Genomic DNA, 20,410 nt, shown 5'->3' with positions numbered 1-20,410 from the left:
CGCTCCCCCGCGACGCGGTATTGCGGGGGTGCCCGGCGCGGCGTAGACCTGGTGGCACGGAGCACACCACGGTCACTCGGCATCGGGGGCGGCACCATGCGCGGACAGCACGGGCAGCACGGATCGAGCCAGACGAGAGCGAGAGCGAGAGCGCGGACGCGCGCCTGGGCGGCCCTGGCCGCCGCCGGCGCGCTGGCGCTCACCGCCTGCGGCGGGGGCGGTGGCGGCGGCGCCGCCGGGAGCACCCCGTCCACCGGCCAGGAGCGGCCCCCCACCGTCGAGTTACCGAAACTGCCCGGCGAGAAGCTGGAGGTCTCGGCGGTCTGGACGGGTCCCGAGCAGGCCAACTTCACCAAGGTGCTGAAGGAGTTCGAGAAGCGGACGGGCGCGAGCGTCGCCTTCGTCCCGGCGCAGGACCCCATCGTCACCTTCCTCGGCACGAAGATCGCCGGCGGTCAGCCCCCGGACGTGGCGCTGCTGCCGCAGGTCGGTGCGCTGGTCGCGGCGGTGCGCAACAAGTGGGTGCAGCCGGCGGGCCCGGAGGCCCGGGCGCAGCTGGAGGCGAACTACTCGCCGGGCTGGCGGCAGCTGGGCGCGGTCGACGGGACCCAGTACGGGGTCTACTACAAGGCGGCGAACAAGTCGCTGGTCTGGTACAACGCCAAGGCCTTCGAGGCGGCGGGCGTGAAGCCGCCGAAGACGTGGAAGGAGCTGCTGGCCGCGGCGGACACCCTCTCGGCCTCCGGTACCCCGGCGGTGTCGGTGGCGGGTGCGGACGGCTGGACGCTGACGGACTGGTTCGAGAACGTCTACCTCTCGCAGGCGGGTCCGGTGAACTACGACCGGCTGGCCAAGCACGAGATCAAGTGGACGGACGACAGCGTCAAGCAGGCGCTGACCACCCTCGGCCAGCTGTTCGGCCGCAAGGACTTCCTGGCGGGCGGTACCAGCGGGGCCCTGGCGACGGAGTTCCCGAAGTCGGTGACGCAGACGTTCACCGGGGGCGACCGGCCGGCGGCGGCGATGGTCTTCGAGGGCGACTTCGTCGGGGTGAACATCGCGCAGACGTCGGCGAAGGTCGGGGAGGACGCCCTGGTCTTCCCGTTCCCGGCGGTCGGCGGGAAGGCTCCGGTGGTGTCGGGCGGTGACGTGGCGGTGGCGCTGAAGCCGTCGAAGGGCGCGCAGGCCCTGCTGACGTTCCTGGCGTCGGCGGACGCGGCGCGGATCCAGGCCGGGGAGGGCGGTTTCGTCTCCCCGAACAAGGCGGTGGACTTCTCGGCGTATCCGAACGACATCCAGCGGGGCATCGCGAAGGCGCTGATCGCGGCCGGCGACGACTTCCGCTTCGACATGTCGGACCAGGCTCCGGCGGCGTTCGGCGCGACGCCGGGGACGGGTGAGTGGAAGGCGCTCCAGGACTTCCTGGCGAACCCGTCGGACGTGGCGGGCACCCAGGCACGGCTGGAGGCGGACGCGGCCAAGGCCTACGGGAACGGGAACCAGGGGTCGTGACGGCCTCGACGCGGGCGGCCCGGGGCACCCCGGGCCGCCGGGCCGCCGCGCGCCGGCGGCTGGTGGCGGCGGCGTTCCTGCTGCCGGCGCTGGTGCTGCTGGGGGCGCTGGTCGTGCAGCCCATCGGTTTCTCGCTCTACCGCAGCCTCTTCGACCGTTCCGGGGACTCCTTCGTCGGCGCCGGGAACTACGCGGCGATCGTGCGTGATCCGGCGATCCGCACCGCCCTGCGCAACACGGCGGTGTGGGTCGTGGTGGCCCCGGCCGTGGCCACGGTCCTCGGCCTGGTCTTCGCGGTGCTGACGGAACGGGTGCGCTGGGGGACGGCGTTCAAGCTGCTGGTCTTCATGCCGATGGCCATCTCGATGCTGGCGGCGGGGATCATCTTCCGGCTGGTGTACGACCACGACCCGCACCGGGGTGTCGCCAACGCGGTGGTGGTCGGGGTGCACGACACGTTCGCCGCGTCCTCGGCGTTCCCGAAGGCCCGCCCGGGCCGGGACTCGCCGCTGGAGCCCGCCGGGGACGGGGCCTTCGTGACGCGCGGCCCGGTACGGGCGGGGGTGCCGGCGCTGCTGCCGCTGGTGGGGGTGGCGCCGGAGGCCCTGCCGGAGGGGGCCCGTACGGCGGTGGGGGCGCGGCCGGTGCCGGGTGAGGTCACGGGCACGGTCTGGCAGGACTTCACCCGGGGCGGGGGTGGCGCGGTGAACGTGGTCGACCCGACGGAGACGGGCCTGTCGGGGATGCGGATCGAGGCGGTGAAGGACGGCCGGGTGGTGGCGGCGGCGACGGCCCGGGCGGACGGCACGTTCAGCCTGCCGTCCGCCGCGGACGGGGCCCGGCTGCGGCTGCCGGCGTCGAACTTCCGGGAGCCGTACGCGGGGGTGGAGTGGCTGGGGCCGGTACTGGTGACGCCCGCGGTGATCGGCGCGTACGTGTGGATGTGGGCCGGGTTCGCGATGGTGCTGATCGGGGCCGGGCTGGCGGCGGTGCCGCGGGAGCTGCTGGAGGCGGCGCGGGTGGACGGGGCGGGCGAGTGGCAGGTGTTCCGGCGGATCACCGTGCCGCTGCTGGCGCCGGTGCTGGTGGTGGTCCTGGTGACCCTGGTCATCAACGTCATGAAGGTCTTCGACCTGGTCTTCGTGATCGCGCCGGGGGCGGTGCAGGACGATGCCAACGTGCTCGCGCTCCAGCTGTACCGCAGCTCCTTCGGCACGGACGCCGACCAGGGGCTGGGCAGCGCCATCGCGGTCCTGCTGCTGGTGCTGGTGGTGCCGGTGATGCTGCTGAATATCCGCCGTATGCGCAGGGAGGGCTCGCGGTGAACGCCGTACGGCGCGTGGCGGGCGGCGCGGCGGTGCGCGTCCTGCTGGTCCTGGCCGCCCTGTTCTGGCTGGTGCCCACCCTGGGCCTGCTGGTCTCCTCCTTCCTGTCCCCGGAGGATCTGAACCGGGGCGGCTGGTGGCGGGCGCTGACGGCGCCCTCGCGGCTGACGGCGTCCAACTACGCGCACCTGCTGGCCGACGACACGATCACCGGCTCCCTCCTGAGCACGGTCGCGATCGCCGTTCCGGCGACCGTGCTGGTCCTCGCGCTGGGGGCGCTGGCCGGATACGCCTTCGCCTGGCTGGAGTTCCCGGGCCGGGACTGGCTGTTCCTGGTCGTGGTGGGGCTGCTGGTGGTGCCCGTTCAGGTGGCGCTGATCCCTGTCTCCGAACTCTTCGGCGCGATCGGGCTGTTCGGGACGACGGCCGGGGTGGTGCTGTTCCACACCGCGTTCGGGCTGCCCTTCGCGGTGTTCCTGCTGCGGAACTTCTTCGCGCAGATCCCGCGCGAGCTGCTGGAGGCCGCGCGGCTGGACGGGGCGGGCGAACTGCGGATGTTCGCCCGGGTGGTGCTGCCGCTGGGCGGCCCGGCGATCGCCTCGCTCGGCATCTTCCAGTTCCTGTGGGTGTGGAACGACATGCTGGTGGCGCTGGTCTTCGCCGACTCGGCGCACCCGCCGGTGACGGTGGCGCTCCAGCAGCAGGTGCGGCAGTTCGGGAACAACATCGACGTGCTGGCGCCCGGGGCGTTCCTGTCGATGGTCGTGCCGCTCGCCGTCTTCTTCGCCTTCCAGCGGCAGTTCGCGACGGGGGTGATGGCCGGAGCGGTCAAATAGCCCGAAAAGCCATGGTGATCATGTCATTGACGTGGCGTGTTGACGCTGAGTAACCCGAATGCCGCAGGGGGCGTAACCCGATCGCCGCGCCGGCGTTGCCGAGCAATATGCCCGCGCCGACCCCTGGATGTCCCGTGCCCCGGTTCAGCGTCATCGTGCCCGCGTACAAGGTTCAGGCGTACCTCCAGGAGAGTCTGGACTCGGTCCTGTCGCAGTCGTACCCGGATCTGGAGCTGATCGCGGTCGACGACGCCTCACCGGACGCCTGCGGTGCGATCATCGACGAGTGCGCGGCCCGCGACCCCCGGGTCACGGCCGTGCACCTGGCGCACAACCTCGGCCTGGGCCCGGCCCGCAACGCGGGTCTGGCCCGGGCCACCGGCGACTACCTGCTCTTCCTGGACGGGGACGACACCCTCGCTCCCGGTGCCCTCCAGGCCATCACCGACCGGCTCAAGGCCACCGGCTCGCCCGACGTCCTCGTCTACGACTACGCCCGCTCCTTCTGGACGGGCGAACTGGTCCGCAACCGCCTCGCGCACCGCCTGCGCGAGGACGGCCCGGCCAGCTTCCGGCTCACCGACCGCCCGGCGCTGCTGAGCATGCTGATGGTGGTGTGGAACAAGGCGTACCGCCGCGAGTACGTGGAGCGCGAGGGCCTGGAATTCCCGCCCGGCTTCTACGAGGACACCCCCTGGACCTATCCGGCGCTGCTGGCCGCCGAGTCCGTCGCCGTCCTCGACCGGGTCTGCGTGCACTACCGGCAGCGGCGCACCGGTTCGATCCTGACCACCACCAGCCGCCGCCACCTCGACGTCTTCGACCAGTACGACCGGGTCTTCGGCTACCTCGCGGCCCGCCCCGAACTGGAGCGCTGGCGCCCGGCGGTGCACCGGCGGATGGCCGAGCACTTCTGCGCCCTGTACGCCGACCCGCGGCGCCTGCCGCGCGCCGGCCGGGCCGAGTTCTTCGCCCGTGCCTCGGCCCTGCTGCGCCGCTACCGCCCCCCGGGCGGCGGGGGCGCCCTTCCGCCGTCCCCGAGCCGCACTGACCGGCTGCGGCACGCCCTCATGCGGCTGGGCCTGCGGCGCACCTACCGGCTGGCGTCGGCCGCCCGCGCGGCCGCGCTGGCCTCGGCCCGGGCGGGCTCGGCCCTGGGGCGGGGGCTGCGCGAGAGCGCGCTGCGCCTGCACTACCGGGTCCAGCGGCTGCTGCCGCTGCGGCCCGAGCTCGCGGTGTTCTCCGCGTACTGGCACGGCGGCTACGCCTGCAACCCGGCCGCCATCGAGGCCACGCTGCGCGAGCTGGCCCCGCGCATGCGCACGGCGTGGATCTGCGACCCCCGGCACGCCGCGACCCTGCCGCCCGAGACGACCCCGCTGACACCCGGCTCGGCCGCGTACTGGACGGCCCTGGCCCGGGCGACGTACCTGACGACGAACGTCAACTTCGACCGGGCCCTGGTCAAGCGGCCCGGCCAGGTCCTGCTCCAGACCCAGCACGGCACCCCCCTCAAGCGGGTCGGCCTCGACCTCCAGGACCGCCCGGCCGCCGCCCCCACCGCGGACTTCGAGGGCCTGCTGCGCGGCGCCGACCAGTGGGACTTCCTGCTCTCCGCGAACCGGCACTCCACCCTGGTCTGGGAGCGGGCCGTCCCCGCCTCCTACACCACCCTCGAATACGGCTACCCACGCAACGACCCCTTCCACCGGGCCGCCCAGGCCGAGGTCGTGGCCCTGCGCGAACGCCTCGGCATCGCCCCGGGCACGACCGCGATCCTGTACGCCCCGACCCACCGCGACTACCGCCGCAGCCGGCCCGAGCACCTGGACTTCGAGCGGGTCCTGCGCGACCTGGGCCCGCGCTTCACGATCCTGGCCCGCACCCACCTCACGTACGCGGGCACCGAGCCAGCCCGGGACCCGCACCCGAGGCTGCTGGACGTCTCCGGCCACCCGTCGGTGGAGGAGCTGTGCCTGGCCTCGGACGCGCTGGTCACCGACTACTCCTCCCTGATGTTCGACTACGCGTCCCTGGACCGGCCGATCGTGATCCACGCGGACGACTGGGAGGCGTACGAGGCCGCCCGCGGCACCTACTTCGACCTGCGGACCTGCCCGCCCGGCGCCATCGCCCGCACCGAGGACGAGCTGGTGGACATCTTCGCCACCGGGCACTGGCAGGGCTCCCGCTCGGCGCAGCTGCGGGCCGCGTTCCGCGCGCGCTTCTGCTCGTACGACGACGGGTACGCCGCCGAACGCGTGGTGCGCCGGGTGTTCCTGGGGCAGCAGGCGCCGCTGCCGGCCGTCATCCCGCTGGAGGACCGCCGGCCCGCGCCCCCGGCGCCGTCCGTGGCCGCGTCCGCTGCCGCGGCCCGCACGCCGCTGACGGCGGGCCTGTGGCCGTAGGGGCCCCGGGGGCTCAGCGCAGGGTGAGGGGGGTCTCGGACAGGACGTGGGTGAGCTTCTCGGGGTTGCGGACGTAGTAGAGGCCGGTGACGAGGCCGTCCTCGATCCGCATCGCCATGATCCCGTCGAGCTCGCCGTCCAGGTACGCGACGAGTGCCGGGCTGCCGTTGACCACGGTGGGGGCGAGGGAGAGCGGCAGCTTGTTCTTGCCGATCCCGCCGAACAGGAAGCGGGCGACCTTCTCGGCGCCGCCGATCGGGCGCAGCGCGGCCTGCTTGAGGCCGCCGCCGTCGCCGATCAGGACCACGTCGGGGGCGAGTACGTCGAGGAGGGCCTGGGGGTCGCCGGTCTCCACGGCGCGCAGGAAGGACTCCACCGCGGCGGAGGCCGCGCTGCGGGGGACGGCCTGGCGCGGGCGGCGGGCGTCCACGTGCTTGCGGGCGCGGTGGGCGATCTGGCGGACGGCGGCGGGGGTCTTGTCGACGGCCGCGGCGATCTCCTCGTAGCCGAAGTCGAAGGCCTCGCGCAGGACGAAGACGGCCCGCTCGGTGGGCGAGAGGGTTTCGAGGACGAGCATCATCGCCATCGACACGCTTTCGGCGAGCTCGGCGTCCTCGGCGACGTCCGGGGTGGTGAGCAGGGGCTCGGGCAGCCACTGGCCGACGTAGGCCTCCTTGCGGCGCTGGAGGGCGCGCAGCCGGTTGAGGGCCTGGCGGGTGGTGATCCGGACCAGGTAGGCGCGCTGTTCGCGGACCTGGTCGAGGTCGACGGCGACCCAGCGCAGCCAGGTCTCCTGGAGGACGTCCTCGGCGTCGGCGGCCGAGCCGAGCATCTCGTAGGCGACGGTGAAGAGCAGGTTGCGGTGGGCGACGAAGGCCTCGGTCGCGGGATCGGTGGTCTCGGTGCTCATGTCTCGGTGCCTCTCCTTCACGGCCGGCGCCCGCGGTGTCCTCGCTCGCACGCCCACCGGAAGATCATCCGGTACGGGGGGCGCGTGCCACCAGGGCCGCGTCCGGCCGGTTCGGTCGTGGATCGCCGGGTTCAGGCTGCCTGTTCGACGGTCGCCGGCGCCTCGGGCCGGGCGGCCGCCAGGAGCTCGTGCCGGGCGGCTACCGAGGACTGGTGCATCGTGTACCCGCCGGGCTTGCGCGCCTCGCCCGCCAGGTGCTTGAGGATGCCCTTGCAGACGAGCTCCTTCAGCTTCGCGCCGAGGCGGCCGTCGATGTGGAACCACACGGCCTCGTCGGCCTTGCTGGCGAACTGGAAGATGCCGTCGTGGCGGCCCAGGCTGATGCACTGCCCCGCGAAGCCCTGGCTGAGGTTCCCGGGCCGTTCCCCCGCGATCCGGCTGAGGACGGTGTCCGCCGCCCGCGCGCCCAGGGGGATGGCGGCCTGGCAGCTCATCCGGGGCGGCAGGTTGGAGGGAGCCGCCGAGTCCCCCGCCGCCACGATGCGTTCGTCGTCCAGGCTCGTCAGGGTCTCGTCCGTCAGCAGCCGGCCCAGGGCGTCGGTACGCAGCCCGCTGCGGGCGGCCAGGTCCGGCACGCCGAAGCCCACGCTCCATACGGTGACCTCGCTGGGCAGCTCGCGGCCGTCGGCCAGGCGTACCGCGCCGGCGGTCACCTCCGTCACCCTGCTGCCGGGGCCGTCCACGACGCTCACCCCGAGCGCCGCCAGCCGCCGGGCCACCGCACGCCGGCCACGGGCGTGGAGGTAGGGGCCGAGGACCCCGCCGCACACCAGGGTCACGGCCCGGCCTTCCCCGGCCAGCTCGGCGGCCGTCTCGATCCCGGTCGGGCCGCCGCCGACCACGACCACCGGGGCCTGCGGTGACGCGGCCTCCAGGACCGGGCGCAGCCGGGCCGCCTCCTCGAAGGTGGCCAGCGGGTGGGCGAACTCCGCGGCGCCCGGCACGCCGGGGTCGGCGCTGCCGCTGCCCACGGCGTAGATCAGGTGGTCGTAGCCGGCCGTGGTGCCCGACGCCAGCTCCACGGCCCGCCCGGCCGCGTCGATGCGGATCGCGCTGTCGACCACCAGCCGTACGCCCTCGGCCAGCACCTCGCGGTAGGCCACCACCGCCGGGTCGGTCCCTCCCGCCAGCTGGTGCAGGCGGACGCGGTGGACGAAGTCCGGGCGGGGGTTGACGAGGGTGACGTCCACGTCGGCGCGCTGCGTGAGGCGGTTGGCCGCCATGACGCCCGCGTATCCGCCGCCGATGACGAGGACTTCGGTGTGCTTGCCGCTCATGGTGTCTCCTCCGGTTCCAGGGGGTTCGACCACAGGACACCGGGGGCCCGCCCGCTGTGACAGCGTGTGGCCCGGATCACACCCGGGGAGGGTCAGCCGGTCTTCAGTCCGGCGACGACCGAGCGGGCGAGCCCGTCCAGGTAGCCGGCCGGTACGGCGTCCCCCACCACGACCTGCCGCCAGTACAGGGGGCCGATCGCCAGGTCCAGGGCCCGCTCGGGGGAGGCGGAGTCCGCCAGCTCGCCGCGTGCGACGGCCTCGGCGACGATGCCCTCGGCGAGGCGGCGCTGGCCGTCGAGCAGGGCCCCGCGCACCGCGTCCGCGATCTCCGGGTTGCGGGCGGCCTCCACGAGCAGGTCGGGGATCACCGCCGAGGCCACCGGGTGCCGCAGGACGTGCGTCATGACCTCCAGGAGGGCTCGTACGTCGCCGTAGAGGGAGCCGGTGGCGGGAACGGGCAGGCCGTCGGCGGCGAAGGCGCCGATCAGGTCGAGGACCAGGTGGAGCTTGGACTTCCAGCGCCGGTACACGGCCGTCTTGCCGACACCGGCCCGCCGGGCGATGCCCTCGATGGACATCCGGGCGAAGCCCGCCTCCGCCAGCTCCGCGAGCACGGCGGCGCGGATCGCCTCCGTCACGTCCTCGCGCAGGACGGCCGCGCCGGCGGGGGCGCGGCGGGCCGGGGCGGGGGCGGGGGCGGCGGTCGGGGCGGCGGCAGGCTGGTTGGTCATGCACAGAGCATAGCCGCGCACGACGCCACAGACCCGTCACGACGATACGGTTGCGTTCCGACCTTGGGCGCCCTAACCTCGGCGTAGCGACGATACGGACCCGTCCCGTCGCCAGGCCCCCTCCTTCGGACCCCTCCGGGGACCCCCACAGGCGCCCCCGGCGACGCCCCGACCCCGTCGAAAGCGAAGCCCGTGACCCGAGCGACCACCGCGCCCCCCGTCGCGGCCCCCACCCCCACCGCCGCGGAACTGGCGGCGGCCCACGGCCTGACCCTCAGCGGCGCCCGCCCCTCCCTGCCCCGCTACGTCGCGCAGCTCTGGGACCGGCGCCACTTCGTGCTCGCGTACGCCACCGCCCGGATGCACGCCACGTACAGCACGGCCAAGCTCGGCCAGGTCTGGCACCTGATGACCCCGCTGCTCAACGCGGCCGTCTACTACTTCATCTTCGGCATGGTGATGCGCGCCTCCCACGGCGTGCCCGACTACGTGCCGTTCCTGATCACCGGCGTCTTCGTCTGGGACTTCATCGGCAGCTCGATCAACACCGGCACCCGCGCCGTCCACAGCAACCTCGGCCTGGTCCGGGCCCTGCACTTCCCCCGCGCCAGCCTGCCCCTGTCCTCGGTCGTCCAGCTCTTCCAGCAGCTGCTGGTCACCATGGGCGCCCTGGTCATCCTGCTGCTGGCCTTCGGGCAGGTGCCCTCCCCGGCCTGGCTGCTCGCCGTCCCGGCCCTGTTCCTGATGGCCGTCTTCTGCGCGGGCTGCGCGATGGTCATGGCCCGCATCGGCAGCAAGAACCCGGACGTCAGCCAGCTGATGCCGTTCGTGCTCCGCACCTGGATGTACTCCTCGGGCGTGATGTGGTCCATCGACACCATGCTGCGGTCGGACCACCTGCCGCACTGGGTCACGCTCCTGCTCAAGCTCAACCCGGCGGCCGTCTACATCGACCTGATGCGCTTCGCGCTGATCGACAGCTTCAAGGCCTCACAGCTGCCCCATCACGTCTGGCCGATCGCCGTCGGCTGGGCCCTGCTCGCCGGCATCGGCGGCTTCGTCTACTTCTGGAAGGCAGAGGAGGAGTACGGCCGTGGCTGACACCCTCACCCGCACCGGCACCGCCGGCGGCACCGCCGCCGACACCCGGATCCCGACCGTCATCGCCGACGAGGTCCACGTCGTCTACAAGGTGCACGCCGGTGGCCGCAAGGGCGGCGCCACCGCCGCGCTCAGCCGCATCTTCTCCCGCAAGCCCGCCCCCGGGGTGCGCGAGGTGCACGCCGTCAGGGGCGTCAGCTTCACCGCCTACAAGGGCGAGGCCATCGGCCTCATCGGCACCAACGGCTCCGGCAAGTCCACCCTCCTCAAGGCCATCGCCGGCCTCCAGCCCGTGGCCCGCGGCGCCGTCTACTCGCACGGCCAGCCCTCCCTCCTGGGAGTCAACGCCGCCCTGATGAACGACCTCACCGGCGAACGCAACGTGGTCCTCGGCGGACTGGCGATGGGCATGACCAAACAGCAGATCCGCGAGCGCTACCAGGACATCGTCGACTTCTCCGGCATCAACGAGAAGGGCGACTTCATCTCCCTGCCCATGCGCACCTACTCCTCCGGCATGGGCGCCCGCCTGCGGTTCTCCATCGCCGCCGCCAAGGACCACGACGTCCTGATGATCGACGAGGCCCTCGCCACCGGCGACGCCGCCTTCCAGCGCCGCAGCCAGGCCCGCATCGAGGAGCTCCGCGCCCGGGCCGGCACCGTCTTCCTCGTCAGCCACTCCATCGGCACCGTCCGCGAGACCTGTGACCGGGCGATCTGGCTGGAGTCGGGCGTCGTCCGCATGGACGGCCCCTCCAAGGAGGTCTGCGACGCCTACGAGGCGTTCACCCGCGGCTAGTGCGGTGACCCGCACCGGACCGTCTCTTCCGGCAACGCCGAACGGGCCGGGCCCGGAACCCTCCTGAGGGGTTCCGGGCCCGGCCCGTGTCCGTCGGCCGCCGGCCGGCTAGCCGTGCGCCCGCAGCAGCGAACGCATCGTGCGCATCGCCACCGACAGGTTCGCCAGGTCGAAGTCGTCCGAGCCCCGGATCTCGTCCAGGGTCGTGCGCGCCCGGCCGATCAGCGCCGCGTTCTTCTCCTCCCACGCCTTGAAGCGCTCCTCGGGAGTCGCGTCCGCGTCGCCCACCGACAGCACGTCCGCGGTCAGCGCCGCGTGCGCCGCGAACAGGTCCTCGCGGATCGACGCACGGGCCATGGACTGCCACCGGTCCGACCGCGGCAGCTCGATGATCCGGTCCATCAGCTGCGTGATCTCCAGCCGGTCGGCGAGGTCGTAGTACACCTCGGCGACGGCCAGCGGGTCCACGCCCGTCCGGTCGGCGGTCGCGACGATGTCCAGCGTCGGGAAGGCCGACGAGAACCCGGCCACCTTCGCCGCGAGCTCCGAGGGCACGCCCTCGCCGGTCAGCTCGTCCATCACCGACTGGTACCACTCCAGGTCCGCGCCGCGCACCAGCTTCGGCAGCTGGGCCCAGACCTGCGCCACCCGCGCGCCGAACAGCTCGACCGTCTCGGTGATCTGCAGCGGCTGCGGCCGGTTGTTCAGCAGCCAGCGCGTACCGCGCTCCACCAGGCGCCGCGAGTGCAGCCGCACCCGGGTCTGGACGTCGGCCGAGACCTTGTTGTCCAGGGCCTCGACCTCGTCCCACACCTGCGCCAGGCCGAAGATCTCACGGGCCGACAGCTGCGCCCGGACGATCTCCTCCAGCGAAGCGCCGGTCTCCTCCCGCAGACGGTGCAGGAAGGTCGAACCACCGGTGTTGACGGTGTCGTTGACCAGGAGCGTCGTGATGATCTCCCGGCGCAGCGCGTGCGCGTCGACCTGCTCCTGGAACTTCTCCACCAGCGCGCCCGGGAAGTAGGCGTGCAGCAGACGGCGCAGGTACGGGTCGTCCGGCAGCTCGGTGTGGATGAGCTCGTCCGCCACCGTGATCTTGGTGTAGGCGAACAGGACGGCCAGCTCCGGCTGGGTGAGGCCGCGGCCGGTGTTCAGCAGCTCGCGGATCTGCCGGTCGTTGGGCAGGAACTCCAGCTGGCGGTCCAGCAGGCCGTCCCGGCCCAGGCGGCGCATGAAACGCTGCTGCGCGTGCAGCAGGCTCGGCGCCTGGGCGGAGGCGTTGGCGAGGGCCACGTTCTGCGCGTAGTTGTTGCGCAGGACCAGGCGGCCGACCTCGTCCGTCATCTCGGCCAGCAGCTTGTTGCGCTGCTTGACCGTCATGTCGCCCTCGGTGACCAGCGCGTTGAGCAGGATCTTGATGTTCACCTCGTGGTCGGAGGTGTCCACGCCCGCGCTGTTGTCGATGGCGTCGGTGTTGACCTTGCCGCCCTCGCCGCCGGCGCCGCTGCGGGCGAACTCGATCCGGCCCAGCTGGGTCAGACCCAGGTTGCCGCCCTCGCCGATGACCTTGGCGCGGACGTCGGAGCCGTTGACGCGGATGGCGTCGTTGGCCTTGTCGCCGACGTCGGCGTGCGTCTCGGCCGTCGCCTTGACGTACGTGCCGATGCCGCCGTTCCACAGCAGGTCCACGGGGGCCTTCAGGATCGCCTGCATCAGGTCGGCCGGGGTCATCTTGGTGACGCCCGCCTCGATGCCGAGGGCCGCCCGCATCTGCGCGTTGACCGGGATGGCCTTCGCGCTGCGCGGGTGGATGCCGCCGCCCGCCGACAGCAGCGCGGTGTCGTAGTCCGCCCACGAGGAACGCGGCAGCTCGAACAGGCGCCGGCGCTCGGCGTAGGAGGTCGCCGCGTCCGGGGTCGGGTCGATGAAGATGTGCCGGTGGTCGAAGGCGGCGACCAGGCGGATGTGCTCGGACAGCAGCATGCCGTTGCCGAAGACGTCGCCGGACATGTCGCCGACGCCGACGACCGTGAAGTCCTCGCTCTGGGTGTCGTGGCCCAGCTCGCGGAAGTGGCGCTTGACCGACTCCCACGCGCCGCGGGCCGTGATGCCCATGCCCTTGTGGTCGTAGCCGGCCGAACCGCCCGAAGCGAACGCGTCGCCCAGCCAGAACCCGTACGACTCGGCGACACCGTTGGCGATGTCGGAGAACGTCGCGGTGCCCTTGTCGGCGGCGACGACGAGGTAGGTGTCGTCCCCGTCGTGACGGACCACGCCCTTGGGCGGGACGACCTCGCCCGCGACCATGTTGTCGGTGATGTCCAGCAGCGCCGAGATGAAGATCTTGTACGAGGCGATGCCCTCGGCGAGCCACGCGTCGCGGTCCACCGACGGGTCCGGCAGGTTCTTGGCGACGAAGCCGCCCTTGGCGCCGACCGGCACGATGACGGTGTTCTTGACCATCTGCGCCTTGACCAGGCCGAGGATCTCCGTACGGAAGTCCTCACGCCGGTCGGACCAGCGCAGGCCGCCTCGGGCGACCTTGCCGAAGCGCAGGTGGACGCCCTCGACGCGCGGGGAGTACACCCAGATCTCGAACGCCGGGCGCGGCGCCGGCAGGTCCGGGATGGCCTGCGGGTCGAACTTCATCGACACGTAGGAGTGCTGCTCGCCCGCGTCGTTCAGCTGGAAGAAGTTCGTCCGCAGCGTGGCCTTGATCAGCGTCAGGAACGCCCGCAGGATGCGGTCCTCGTCGAGCGAGGCGACCTGGTCCAGGGCCCCGTCCAGCTCCTCCAGCATGGCGTCGACGAGCTCGGTGCCGGCGGACTGGCGGCCCGGCGACATCCGCGCCTCGAAGAGGGAGACCAGCAGCCGGGTGGTGTGGACGTTGTTGCGGAGGGTGTCCTCCATGTAGTCCTGGCTGAAGGTGGAGCCGGCCTGGCGCATGTACTTGGCGTACGCGCGCAGGACCACGGCCTGCCGCCAGGTGAGCCCGGCGCCCAGGACGAGGGTGTTGAAGTTGTCGTTCTCCGCCTCGCCGGTCCACACGGCCGCGAAGGCCTCCTGGAACCGCTCGCGCGCGTCGTCGCCGAGGTAGGAGTCGCCGTTGCCGGTGGACAGCGGCATCCGCAGGCCGAAGTCGTAGATCCAGGCGCTCACCCGGTCGCTGCGGCGCAGCTCGTACGGGCGCTCGTCGGTGACCTCGACGCCCAGGCGCTGGAGGACCGGCAGGACGGCGGACAGGGAGACCTGCTCGCCCTCGCGGTAGATCTTGAAGCGGCGCTCGCCCGGGCCCGCGCCGACGGGCTCGTACAGCGAGAGTGCGAACTCGCGGTCGCTCGCCGACAGCCGCTCCAGGTGGCACAGGTCGGACACGGCCATGCGCGGCGTGTGGTCGGCCTTGTAGCCCTCGGGGAAGGAGCCGCTGTACTTGCGCAGCAGTTCGGCGGCGCGCTCCTCGCCCAGCTCGGCCGTCAGGGCCTCGCCGAAGCCGTCGGCCCAGGATCGGGCGGCCTCGACCAGGCGGGTCTCGACGCGCTCGACGTCGGCGTCGGTCAGCGCGGGCAGCCGGGTGCCCTGCGGGACGCGCACGACGAAGTGGATGCGGGAGAGGATCGACTCGGTGTTCCAGGCCGTGAAGTCGACGCTGGTGCCGCCGAGCTCCTCCTTCAGGATGTCCATCAGGCGCAGCCGGACACCGGTGGTGAAGCGGTCGCGCGGGAGGTAGACGAGCGCCGAGTAGTAGCGGCCGTACTCGTCCTGGCGCAGGTACAGCCGCAGCCGGCGGCGCTCCTGCAGGTACAGCACGGAGGTGGCGATCTCGCGGAGCTTGTCGACCGGGGTCTGGAACAGCTCGTCGCGCGGGTAGGTCTCCAGGATCTGGAGCAGGTCGCGGCCGTCGTGGCTGGACGGCGAGAAACCGGCGCCCTCCAGCACCTCGGCGACCTTGCGGCGGATCACCGGGACGCGGCGCACGGACTCGGTGTACGCGGCGGAGGAGAACAGGCCGAGGAAGCGGCGCTCGCCGACGACGTTGCCCTCGGCGTCGAACTTCTTGACGCCGACGTAGTCGAGGTAGGACGGGCGGTGCACGGTCGCGCGGCTGTTGGCCTTCGTCAGCACCAGCAGCTCGTGCTCGCGCGCCTTGGCGCGGGCGTCGGCCGGCAGCCGGTTGAAGGACGGCGAGACGGGGTGCGCGTCCTCCTGGCCGTGGTGGACCGGGTCGGAGCGCAGGATGCCCAGGCCCGTGCCGGGGACGGCCGCGAGGGCGTCGCCGTCGACCAGGTTGTACTCGCGGAAGCCGATGAAGGTGAAGTGGTCGTCGGCCAGCCAGCGCAGCAGCTCGCGGGCCTCCTCCAGCTCGTACTCGCGCAGGTCCGGCGCGGTCGGCTCGTTCGGCAGCTCGTCGGCGATGCGCAGCGCGGCGTCGCGCATCTTCTCCCAGTCCTCGACGGACTCGCGGACGTCGGACAGGACGCGCAGCAGGTCGCCGGTGATCTGCTTGAGGTCGGCCTTGTCGGTCTCGCGGTCGATCTCGACGTGGATCCAGGACTCGACGAGGGAGTCGTGGGGGCGCGCGGTCCTGGGGCCGTGGGCGTCGCAGTCGGGGCCGAGGATCTCGATCAGCTTGCCGGTGAGGTCACGGCGCACGACGACCTGCGGGTGGATCACGACGTGGATGCCGCGGCCCTGGCGGGACAGCTCGTTGGTGACCGAGTCGACGAGGAAGGGCATGTCGTCGGTGACGACCTCGACGACCGAGTGGCTGGAGGTCCAGCCGTTCTCCTCGACCGTGGGGGTGTGCACGCGCACGTTCGCCGTGCCCTGCGGGCGGTTCTCGGCCAGCCGGTAGTGGGAGAGCGCCGCCCCGAACACGTCGACCGGGTCGCGGTCGGCGAGGTCCTCGGGGGCCGTGTGCAGGTAGTAGCGCTGGAGGTAGGCGAGCGTCGCGCCCTGTCCGGGGTGCTCCCCCTGCTCGGACCCAGTCGGAAGTAGCCCCCCGGCCGGGCTGTTCTCAGCTACCCGTGCCGCCCGCGCGAGCAGCTCGGCCTTTGCTTCGTCCAGCTTGGTCTGCATGTCCTCTGGCTCCTGTCGCGCGCCATTGCGTGACGTAGGTGAAGGAAGGAATGACAAGGCGCCGCGATGAGGCGGAACGTCCGTCCGGATTCGGTTTCGACGCCATGTCGTCGGGAGAGCCGCCCGGGAGGACTTCGACCTTGATCGACAGGTCCCGGCGGCGGGGATCAGCGAAGGCCCGGGCACGGACGTGCGCCGGGCGCGGGCCGGGGGCGTCAGGGCCCCCGATGACTATCGCGCTGATCACGGGTACAAGGCTATCTCGCCCCACCCCCAGGTCGTCATTCACTGCATCTGTACAAATCCCGGGGGAAAACCTGGACACTCTGGCCAGCGACGTGGCCGCCGTGGCGTGCGGGGGTGCCTATCCGGCCAGCTCACGGGCGGTGGCGACGGCCTCGGCGAGGCTGTCGACCACGGGCACGCCCGCCGACTCCAGGCTGGCCCGGCTGTGCGACCCGCCGGTGTACAGGACCGCGCGGGCGCCCACGTGGGCGGCGGCGAGCGCGTCGTCCACGGCGTCGCCGACGAGGACCGTACGGGAAGCCGTCACCCCGGCCGCCTCCATGGCCGCCATATGGCGTACGAGGTGCCCCGCCTTGGAGGTGTGCGACGGCCCGGTGCGGCCGTCGACGCGCAGGAAGTGCACGTCGATGCCGTGCTCGCGGACCAGGGGAACGAGCTTCTCATGGGGCGCCAGCGACAGCAGGGACTGGGTGAACCCGTCCTCCTGCCAGCCCCGCAGCAGCTCCCGCGCCCCTTCGGCGAGCCCGGAGTCCGCTGCGGCCGCCCAGTAGTGGCGGTGGAAGGCCTCGTCCATGACGGCCCACTCGGCGTCGGTGGGCAGCCGCCCCATCAGCCGCTCGTAGAACCGCGGCACGGGCACCACGTACAGCTCGCGGTACCTCTCCAGGGTGATCGGCGGGAATCCGAGCTCGGCGAAGGAGGCGTTGGTGGCGACCATGACCGCGTCGATGTCGTGCAGCAGGGTCCCGTTCCAGTCCCACACGATGTGGGCCCCGGCCGTGCTCACCCGGATCTCCACACTCATCCCAGCAGCCCCGGGATCTCCTGCACGCCGAACCACAGCAGCTCGTGGTCCTCGGCCCCGTCGACGAGGAACTGCGCGTCGTCGTCACCGGCGTCGGCGGCCGCGAGGGCCCCGGCGGCGACGGTGACGTCCCGCTCGGCGTCCTCGGCGTCCACGTGGACGGCGGCGGCGACGGCGAGCCGCACGGGGGCGGCGAGCGTCACCTGCCCGAGGGTGGCCTCGTCCACGCCGGGGGACGCGACGGCGGCCCTGTCGTCCACGTCGACGGCGACGACGACCCGCTTGCGGGGGGCCGCGGCGTCCTCGGCCAGCATCCGCAGCGAGGCGGCGGCGGCGCGGCCGAGGGCCGCGTACTCCAGCTCCTCGATGTCGTCGGAGACGTACCACTCCCGCAGCCCGGGCGTCACGGCGTAGGCGCGGAGCGGGGCGGGCCCCAGTTCGCCGGCCTTGTGCGCCTCGGCGAGCCCGGGGAGTGTCAGGGGGACGTACACGCGCATGGCCGGCTGCTTTCGGTAGTCGGAAAACCCCCTCAGGATACGACCGCGACCCGCGAACTCCCCCAGGGGCGGGGGCCCCGGATCTCCACGGCGGCACACCGCCAGCGCAGATCAGCCCCCTGTTCGAGCCGGAAGGCCATCGCGGAGACCCGCTCCCCGGTCGCGATCCGCGCGAACGCCTCGATCACCCCCGGCCCGGGGTGGAACCGCCCGCAGCGCCGCAGCACGGGCCGCAGCCACTCCCGCAGCGGCCCGGTGGGCGCGAGCTCGACCGGGACTCCGACACCAGGCGGCGCAGGGCCGCGTTCGGCTCGGCCGTCGCCAGCCACGCGTCCGTCGCGTCCAGGGTCGCCTGCGAGACCTGGAGCGAGGGGTAGAGGCCCACCGCGATCTGCTGGGCGATCTCGTGGCTGCGGCCGTCCCAGACGTCCTTGACCACCGCGAAGTACTTCTCGGCGTACGGAGCGAGCAGCTCGCGCTGGTCGCTCTGGACGAAACCGACGATCACGGCCTCCTGCACCGCGTTGGGCAGGTCGCCGGACTCCACCACCGCGGCCCAGGCCGCGGCCTTGGCCTCCGCCGTCGGACGCGCGGCCCGCGCCGTCTCGGCGTGGCGCTCACCGGCGGCCGTCGCGTCCCGCTCCAGCTCCGCCGCGATCTCCGCCTCGTCGGCGCGGCCCGTGGCGGCCAGGCGCTCCAGGAACGCCCAGCGCAGCTCGGTGTCCACGACCAGGCCCTCGACGGTCTCCGTACCGGCCAGCAGCCCGGCCAGCAGGTCCAGCTGCGCGTCCGTACGCGCCGTCGCCGCGAACGCGCGCGCCCACGCCAGCTGGTGGTCGCTGCCCGGCTCGGCCGCGCGCAGGTGCTCCAGCGCGGCCTCCGTCCAGACCGCCAGGCCCTGCTCCCGCCACGCCGGGTCGGCGTACACGTCGATGGCCAGCTTCACCTGGCGGTGCAGCGACTGCACGACGCCGATGTCCGACTCCTTGGCGATGCCCGACAGCACCAGCGCCAGGTAGTCGCGCGTCGCCAGCTCGCCGTCACGGGTCATGTCCCACGCCGACGCCCAGCACAGCGCCCGCGGCAGCGACTCGGTGAAGTCGCCCAGGTGCGCGGTGACGTTGGCCAGCGAGACCTCGTCCAGACGGACCTTGGCGTACGACAGGTCGTCGTCGTTGAGCAGGACCACCGCCGGACGCGCACGCCCGACCAGCTCCGGCACGGCCGTCAGTTCGCCGTCGATGTCCAGCTCGATCCGGTCCGTACGGACCAGCCTGCCGCCGTCCAGGTCGTACAGGCCCACCGCGATGCGGTGCGGGCGGAGCACCGGCTCGCCCTTGGCGCCCGCCGGCAGGGCCGGGGCCTCCTGGCGGACCGCGAAGGAGGTGACGACCCCGTCGGCGTCCGTCTCGATCTGCGGGCGCAGCACGTTGATGCCGGCCGTCTCCAGCCACGCCTTCGACCAGGCGGCCAGATCGCGGCCCGAGGTCTCCTCCAGGGCGCCCAGCAGGTCGGACAGGCGCGTGTTGCCGAACGCGTGCGCCTTGAAGTACGCCTGCACGCCCTTGAAGAAGGCGTCCATGCCGACGTACGCGACGAGCTGCTTGAGCACCGAGGCGCCCTTGGCGTACGTGATGCCGTCGAAGTTGACCAGGACGTCGTCCAGGTCGCGGATGTCGGCCATGATCGGGTGGGTGGACGGCAGCTGGTCCTGCCGGTAGGCCCAGGTCTTCATGGAGTTCGCGAACGTGGTCCAGGCGTGCGGCCACTTCGAGCCCTCGGCGTAGGCCTGGCAGGCGATCGAGGTGTAGGTGGCGAACGACTCGTTCAGCCACAGGTCGTTCCACCACTCCATGGTGACGAGGTCGCCGAACCACATGTGGGCGAGCTCGTGCAGGATGGTCTCGGCGCGCACCTCGTACGACGCGTCCGTCACCTTCGACCGGAAGACGTACTGGTCGCGGATGGTGACCGCGCCCGCGTTCTCCATCGCGCCCGCGTTGAACTCGGGCACGAAGAGCTGGTCGTACTTCGCGAACGGGTAGTCGTAGGCGAACTTCTCCTGGAACCAGTCGAAGCCCTGCCGGGTCACGTCGAAGATCGCGTCCGCGTCGAGGAACTCGGCGAGCGAGGGACGGCAGTAGATGCCGAGCGGGACGACCTGCCCGTCCTTGCCCTCGTACGTGCTGTGCACCGCGTGGTACGGGCCCACGATCAGCGCGGTGATGTACGAGGAGATCCGCGGGGTCGGCTCGAAGGACCACACCCGGTCCTTGGGCTCGGGCGTCGGGGAGTTCGAGATGACCGTCCAGCCCTCGGGGGCCGTCACGGTGAACTGGAACGTCGCCTTCAGGTCGGGCTGCTCGAAGCTGGCGAAGACCCGCCGCGCGTCCGGCACCTCGAACTGGGTGTACAGGTAGGCCTGCTGGTCGACCGGGTCGACGAAGCGGTGCAGGCCCTCGCCGGTGTTGGTGTAGGCGCAGTCCGCGACGACGCGGAGCTCGTTGGCGCCGGCGGCGAGGCCGTCCAGGGCGATCCGCGAGTCGTGGAAGACGGCGGCCACGTCCAGGGCCTCGCCGTTCAGTACGACCTCGTGCACGGCCGGCGCGACCAGGTCGATGAAGGTGCCGGCCCCTGCCTCGGCCGACTGGAAGCGCACGGTGGTCGCGGACCGGAAGGTGCCGCCCTCCTGCGCGCCGCTGAGATCGAGCTCGATCTCGTACGAGTCGACGGTGAGCAGCTTCGCCCGCTGCTGAGCCTCTTCACGGGTGAGATTCGTGCCAGGCACGCGTTCATCTCCTTTGATGGTGACGTTGCCCCGCCATCC

General features: G+C 72.5%; 14 protein-coding genes. 6 read left to right on the top strand and 8 right to left on the bottom strand.

What is annotated here, in order from left to right; translation table 11 throughout:
• Positions 1-96: 96 nt before the first annotated feature.
• The 4 genes from WDV06_RS19405 (at position 97) to WDV06_RS19390 (ending at position 6,081) form a co-directional block, all read left to right on the top strand.
• A complete protein-coding gene (locus WDV06_RS19405) occupies positions 97-1,512 on the top strand; it encodes an ABC transporter substrate-binding protein (RefSeq protein ID WP_395511029.1) in 1,416 nt (471 codons plus the stop codon).
• Positions 1,509-2,837, top strand: coding sequence for a carbohydrate ABC transporter permease (locus WDV06_RS19400; protein ID WP_395511028.1), 1,329 nt, complete (start codon positions 1,509-1,511; stop codon positions 2,835-2,837). The genes WDV06_RS19405 and WDV06_RS19400 overlap by 4 nt, the downstream gene beginning before the upstream one ends.
• Complete coding sequence (locus WDV06_RS19395; protein ID WP_395511027.1) at positions 2,834-3,673, top strand: carbohydrate ABC transporter permease; 840 nt, start codon at positions 2,834-2,836, stop codon at positions 3,671-3,673. Before WDV06_RS19400 ends, WDV06_RS19395 begins: the two co-directional genes overlap by 4 nt.
• A gap of 134 nt (positions 3,674-3,807) precedes the next feature.
• The gene (locus tag WDV06_RS19390) at positions 3,808-6,081 is read left to right on the top strand and encodes a bifunctional glycosyltransferase/CDP-glycerol:glycerophosphate glycerophosphotransferase (RefSeq protein WP_395511026.1); all 2,274 of its coding nucleotides are present in this window, start codon (positions 3,808-3,810) and stop codon (positions 6,079-6,081) included.
• A gap of 13 nt (positions 6,082-6,094) precedes the next feature.
• On the opposite strand, the gene WDV06_RS19385 is transcribed toward WDV06_RS19390, so the two are convergent.
• The 3 genes from WDV06_RS19385 to WDV06_RS19375 all read right to left on the bottom strand — a co-directional run bounded on the left by WDV06_RS19385 (position 6,095) and on the right by WDV06_RS19375 (position 9,059).
• The gene (locus tag WDV06_RS19385; protein WP_395511025.1) at positions 6,095-6,991 is read right to left on the bottom strand and encodes an RNA polymerase sigma-70 factor; all 897 of its coding nucleotides are present in this window, start codon (positions 6,989-6,991) and stop codon (positions 6,095-6,097) included.
• A 131-nt stretch (positions 6,992-7,122) separates the two neighbouring features.
• Positions 7,123-8,328, bottom strand: coding sequence for an NAD(P)/FAD-dependent oxidoreductase (locus WDV06_RS19380; protein WP_395511024.1), 1,206 nt, complete (start codon positions 8,326-8,328; stop codon positions 7,123-7,125).
• A gap of 92 nt (positions 8,329-8,420) precedes the next feature.
• The gene (locus tag WDV06_RS19375; protein ID WP_395511023.1) at positions 8,421-9,059 is read right to left on the bottom strand and encodes a TetR/AcrR family transcriptional regulator; all 639 of its coding nucleotides are present in this window, start codon (positions 9,057-9,059) and stop codon (positions 8,421-8,423) included.
• A 192-nt stretch (positions 9,060-9,251) separates the two neighbouring features.
• Between WDV06_RS19375 and WDV06_RS19370 the strand changes: the two genes are divergently transcribed.
• Both WDV06_RS19370 and WDV06_RS19365 read left to right on the top strand, forming a co-directional pair.
• Positions 9,252-10,160, top strand: coding sequence for an ABC transporter permease (locus WDV06_RS19370; RefSeq protein ID WP_395511022.1), 909 nt, complete (start codon positions 9,252-9,254; stop codon positions 10,158-10,160).
• Complete coding sequence (locus tag WDV06_RS19365; RefSeq protein ID WP_395511021.1) at positions 10,153-10,959, top strand: ABC transporter ATP-binding protein; 807 nt, start codon at positions 10,153-10,155, stop codon at positions 10,957-10,959. Before WDV06_RS19370 ends, WDV06_RS19365 begins: the two co-directional genes overlap by 8 nt.
• 108 nt (positions 10,960-11,067) lie before the next feature.
• Here the strand turns inward: WDV06_RS19365 and WDV06_RS19360 are convergent, their stop codons facing one another.
• The 5 genes from WDV06_RS19360 to pepN all read right to left on the bottom strand — a co-directional run bounded on the left by WDV06_RS19360 (position 11,068) and on the right by pepN (position 20,371).
• The gene (locus WDV06_RS19360; protein WP_395511020.1) at positions 11,068-16,035 is read right to left on the bottom strand and encodes an NAD-glutamate dehydrogenase; all 4,968 of its coding nucleotides are present in this window, start codon (positions 16,033-16,035) and stop codon (positions 11,068-11,070) included.
• 364 nt (positions 16,036-16,399) lie between these two features.
• Positions 16,400-17,086, bottom strand: coding sequence for an HAD family hydrolase (locus tag WDV06_RS19355; RefSeq protein ID WP_395511019.1), 687 nt, complete (start codon positions 17,084-17,086; stop codon positions 16,400-16,402).
• Positions 17,083-17,583, bottom strand: coding sequence for a DUF6912 family protein (locus WDV06_RS19350; RefSeq protein WP_395511018.1), 501 nt, complete (start codon positions 17,581-17,583; stop codon positions 17,083-17,085). The genes WDV06_RS19355 and WDV06_RS19350 overlap by 4 nt, the downstream gene beginning before the upstream one ends.
• Before the next feature lie 32 nt (positions 17,584-17,615).
• Positions 17,616-17,771 carry an Rv3235 family protein gene (locus WDV06_RS19345; RefSeq protein WP_395511017.1) on the bottom strand — a complete coding sequence of 52 codons (156 nt, stop codon included), beginning with the start codon at positions 17,769-17,771 and terminating at the stop codon, positions 17,616-17,618.
• A complete protein-coding gene (pepN, locus tag WDV06_RS19340) occupies positions 17,768-20,371 on the bottom strand; it encodes an aminopeptidase N (protein WP_395511016.1) in 2,604 nt (867 codons plus the stop codon). Before pepN ends, WDV06_RS19345 begins: the two co-directional genes overlap by 4 nt.
• Positions 20,372-20,410 lie beyond the last annotated feature (39 nt).

Source organism: Streptomyces racemochromogenes (assembly GCF_044129415.1).
Lineage (GTDB): Bacteria > Actinomycetota > Actinomycetes > Streptomycetales > Streptomycetaceae > Streptomyces > Streptomyces racemochromogenes_A.
Note: the sequence above shows the minus strand (reverse complement) of the source record. Positions and strands in the feature narration are given on the sequence as shown.